General features: G+C 36.1%; 3 protein-coding genes. All 3 read right to left on the reverse strand.

Annotated elements, in window-relative coordinates; genetic code table 11:
* Window positions 1–222: 222 nt before the first annotated feature.
* From BAZSYMA_RS07270 to BAZSYMA_RS10445, 3 genes are read right to left on the reverse strand one after another with little or no spacing between them, the layout of a single operon-like run.
* On the reverse strand, window positions 223–3,375 hold the full coding sequence (locus BAZSYMA_RS07270; RefSeq protein WP_090717225.1) for a DEAD/DEAH box helicase: 3,153 nt from the start codon (window positions 3,373–3,375) through the stop codon (window positions 223–225).
* Window positions 3,369–3,917, reverse strand: coding sequence for a class I SAM-dependent RNA methyltransferase family protein (locus BAZSYMA_RS10440; protein WP_241502582.1), 549 nt, complete (start codon window positions 3,915–3,917; stop codon window positions 3,369–3,371). The genes BAZSYMA_RS07270 and BAZSYMA_RS10440 overlap by 7 nt, the downstream gene beginning before the upstream one ends.
* Window positions 3,904–4,236 (reverse strand): TRAM domain-containing protein, encoded by a 333-nt coding sequence (locus BAZSYMA_RS10445; protein WP_237731650.1) that lies wholly within the window; start codon window positions 4,234–4,236, stop codon window positions 3,904–3,906. The genes BAZSYMA_RS10440 and BAZSYMA_RS10445 overlap by 14 nt, the downstream gene beginning before the upstream one ends.
* Between the last annotated feature and the right edge of the window lie 761 nt (window positions 4,237–4,997).

Consider the following 4,997-nt stretch of genomic DNA (forward strand, 5'->3'; position numbering starts at 1 on the left):
GTTTTTTGCTTAAGGCTATCTCCAAAAATCCAAATTTATTAAGTGTTTTTAAATCCATTCAACACCTTTTTTATTTCCTCTCTTATCATTTTCAGGTGTTTTTAACTTATTTTTAACTATAAAACCCCAACAATTTCAGAACGAGACTTTGGCGGGACTTAGCGCAATTTACACCCAACCTTTGCAAAAATAAACCGACCTCGTCAAAACAAAAAAACAATTTTATGCCTTCAGCAATTTCAGCAATTCTTTACCTAAAACTTTGTCAGTTTTTCCGCCTTTATAAATACCTTGTTGTAATTGCAGTTTCTTTTTTTGTAATTCTAAAATCCTTTCTTCAATGCTATTTTCAATAATGAGTTTATACACAAATACCGCTTTGGTTTGTCCGATACGATGTGCTCTGTCGGTTGCTTGATTTTCAACCGCGGGGTTCCACCATGGGTCATAGTGAATAACAGTATCTGCTTCGGTGAGATTAAGTCCAACGCCGCCAGCTTTAAGGCTAATTAAAAATACATTGACTTCACCAGAAGTGAATTTTTCTATCACTTCTTCGCGTTTTTTAGTGGCACCGGTTAATTGGGTGTAACTGATATTTTTCTGCTCTAATTGATTCTGCAAAATCTTCAGCATTGAGGTGAATTGAGAAAAAACCAATATTTTTCTATTTTCAGCCAATAACTCTTCTAATAAATCCAAAAACAAATGTAATTTAGCGGAGTCTTTTACTTTTTTTGCCGCCTCTATTTTGACCAATTGCGGATCGCAACAAACTTGCCTCAGTTTTAACAAGGCATCAAGCAACATAATATGCGATTTTGCCAAACCTTTTTGTGCGATTGCTTCTCGCACTTTTTTCTCCATGGTAATACGAATGCTTTCGTATAAAGTGGCTTGTTTTTTATCAAATTGAGTGTATTTAATAATCTCAGATTTTGCGGGCAATTCTGGTAAAACTTCAGCTTTGGTACGTCTCAGCATAAAAGGACGCACACGCTGATTGAGCATTTTCTGCTTGTCCTCGTCCCAGTGTTTTTCAATGGGGGTTTGATATTGCTTTTTAAAAACAGTTTGACTGTGCAAAAATCCAGGCATTAAAAAAGAAAAAATTGACCACAATTCACCCAAATGATTTTCAATTGGAGTGCCACTCAATGCTAAGCGACAATCACTTTTAAGGGATTTAATGGCAGCAAACATTTTGGTTCTTGGGTTTTTAATTTTTTGCGCTTCATCTAAAATAATATAACTAAAATGATATTTAGTAAATCTATCAATATCCCGATAAATCAATGCATAAGAAGTTAATAAAATATCGGCATCTGCTGTTTTTTCAAAGGCTTTAAAGCGTTCTGCTCCACCATACAATGAACATATTTTTAAATTCGGTGTAAATCTTTTCACCTCATTTTTCCAATTAGCAATCAATGAAGTTGGCACCACGACTAACACCGGATTTTTTAATTTTTTTTGCGTTTTTAAACATGACAAATGGGTTAAGGTTTGCAAAGTTTTTCCCAATCCCATATCATCTGCCAAAATGCCAGAAAATCCAAACTCAAATAAAAAATTCAACCAATTAAGCCCTGTTTTCTGATAATCTCTGAGTGTGTTGCGTAGGTTTTTAGGCACCTTCACAGGAGCAGTTTGATCAAAATTGCGTAACTTTTCTGCCAGATTTAACACTTCTTTTGATCCATGCCACAGAATATTCTCGTCAATATTTCCCAATATGTGTGCTTCATATGCCCCCACTTTTATGTCTTGAGATTGCCCATCATGCAATTGCAATACCACCTTCAAAATGGGTTTAATTTGCTCCGTTTTAATACGCACAAAATAATCAGAACGCACTTCTAAATTAACATATTCTCTGGCTTCATTCTGATCAAATTCCGTTATAAACGAACTTAGTAAAGGGGCTAACGGGAGTTTTACCCCATCAAATTCTAAATTAAATGACAGGGAAAACCAGTTATTTTCTGCCTCACTTTCTACTGCCACTTGAACATTATTGGCAAAATCTAGCGTCCAACTTGGATCAATTTCAATCGCAAAACCTTGTTGCTTTAAGGTGGTCAAATTTTGTTTAAACTGATACCAAAAATCTAAATATTGTTGCTTGTTTTCATTGTCATAATAAAAATATAGTTGCTGCTTTAGAACATCACTCATAAAACCCAAGGCTTCAAACTGCTGTTTAATCTGATTCTCAAGCGTCAAATCACGCTGAATGTGATATTGCATACCACCCTCTAAAATAACACTGACTGATTCTTGTGGTGCATAATTTAATGCTACCTCATCATAGATAAAACTCAGCGTTACCCTAGGCTGATCTTGATTACTTAACTTGATTTTTGGCGTGGCAATTGTACGAATTTTCCGACACTCAAAGTCCTCTGGAATAACAATATTAATGCCACTCAAATCACGCTTAAATAATTGATACATTGCATGTATTTGTGCTTTATAAACCGCAGGCGCATTGCGTATTTTGTCCAAATAATCGTAGTCAATGCCCTGCAAAATAGTTGCCTGATTATTGTCAATAACCACAACGGGATCGGAGGCAATAACCCGTGCATCTGGTGCTAAATTCGTGGTTATTTGATAATAATTTCCTCTTTTTTTCCAATTTAATTCTAATGTGATTTGACTCTTTCTCAATTGCAACGGCTGTTCGTTGTCTTGATAAAAGCAACGATTGGTTTTGATCATCTCAAGCAAAACACGATAACCCAATTTGCCAGCAATGGTTTTTCTATAATAAGTATATTGCGGGAAAATACCCCGACACATTACGATAATCTCTTGGTCAACTTTACTAATTATGTGCTGATGAGTGCCCGCATATAAAAGTTTATCAACATCCATCTTATGAAAACGCCGTTGTTTATTTTTAAGTTGCTTGACCCGTATAAACTCAATATCGTCGCCATAACAACTGTCATCAGTGAACAAACGATAAATCATATATTCATTGCTTGTTTGCACTTGCTGGTTTTGTTGCCCTAATTGTTGAAAATCATCCGCCCACACTTTAAATTTCGATTGCAAATTTTCCTCTTGAAAAGCCTTGTCTGGTTTTTCCGTATTGATAAAAGCGATGACCGTTGCTACAACATGCTTGCAGTTATAACCCACTGGGCAATCACATTTCCCTGCAATAATAGTGTGTCTATTACGATGAATGCTGATCGTTTGAGTATACAAATGATTGCCATATACCTGAGAATTTAAGATAATAGAGCCCGAATCTTTATGCTCAATTTCCAAACTTTTAAGCGCATTATGACGATAATATTGAACCCCCCTATTAAAAGCACCATTGTTGCCAATAGCCTGCTTAATTTGAGCCAAATTTAACATTTAACAAATAATTCAATGGACTCAACATGGGCAGTTTGTGGAGACATATCCATCACCCCTGCGGTTTCCAATTGATACCCAGGTGTAATTAATTTAGCCGTATTCCTCGCCAAGGCGGCAGAATTACACGACACATAAACCAAACGCTCAACCCCTAATTTTGGCAATAATTCAACGATTTCAATGGCACCCGAACGATCAGGGTCAATCAGTGCCTTATTATAGTGCTTACCTCGAAACCACTCAAAACCCGCCACTTCTTTAAATAAATCTGCCCTATAAAAATCCACATTATTAATGGCGTTCTTCTGGGTATTATCATTGGATCGTTCAATCAACCCTGAATCCCCTTTCACGCCAATAACATACTTGGCATATTTAGCCATTGGTAAGGTGAAATTACCTAAACCATAAAACAAATCAATCGCTTTATTGCTCTGATTAAGTGCCACCTGAGATTTAATAGAAAGCCACTCAACACACTGTCTCAAAGCTCGAAAATGCTCGCCAATGGAAGCATGCAACACCTTACACCTGTCCATATTTAGCTACCCAACCCGATTTTTTCTTCCGAAAACTCACTAAAACCTTATTTTTTTTCGCTACCCAACACACCCCCAATCGTGTCTTACACCGATAACCCCACGCCTGCCCCCACAAAGGTTCTAACACCTTCAACACCTCCGCCTCTTCAAATTTAGCACGAGAAAGAACACGCTCAGCCACTACTTTCTCTCCCAGCAACGCCCCACTCACAAAAATCACTTTTTCCTCTAAATGTGCAATACCTCGCCCTTCATGTGATAAGGTTTCAATCTCTAATTCGTAAGTCTTTGGTTTTAATTTTCTTCTTCTATTCATTTTAATATTTTTTATTCAAAATAACCTCGCCCACTAATTTTCAACAGTGTTGAAAATTTGACGGAAATTAGCGTCTAAGGTTTCTTGATCTTTAATGTTTGTATTGTATTGAGACCTTTGCATAAATAGGAATAACCATCAAAAACCCACTTTTCACCCACTTAGCGATTTTAAACCCAGCCTTAACACAGCCAGGACAAGGTTTAAAGAAATCGTCAATGGGGCAAAAATTGGATTTTGTCAGTCATTCCTATTTATGCAAAGGTCTCTTTGTAATCTTTTAATTAAATCTTGTTCGGTTGCTTGCTCTTTTGTTGATTGCATTGTTTTTAGGAATAGTGTTAAAAATATCGGTTAGATGAATTTTACAGATTTTACAAGAGCTTTGCATTCCTTATAATACCCAAATCCAAAGATAAAACCACCCAACCTAAAAAATACCAATCAAAATCCTAAAAATTCACCCCATTCAAGTCTTGCATTCATAAAAATACAGACAATACACCCAATTTGATAAGATCAGCACAAATTATTCGATATTTTGGATCGTTTGGATTTTTCAGGTGTGCTTAAGCCTCCTTTGTTTAGGCAGAGCTTGTTTTGTTGTTCGTTTAAATCAAGATAGCAACGACTTAAACGCTTTGATGTTGTTTAGCAGTCAAGTAAACTTCTTTCTGTAAATTCGTATCTATCCTATCAAATCCACCCCTATTAATCAATCCAAAAACTCATCATCACTCAAAGATAAGTAATCCTTAGAA

The organism is Bathymodiolus azoricus thioautotrophic gill symbiont (genome assembly GCF_001298715.1).
Taxonomy (GTDB): Bacteria; Pseudomonadota; Gammaproteobacteria; order PS1; family Pseudothioglobaceae; genus Thiodubiliella.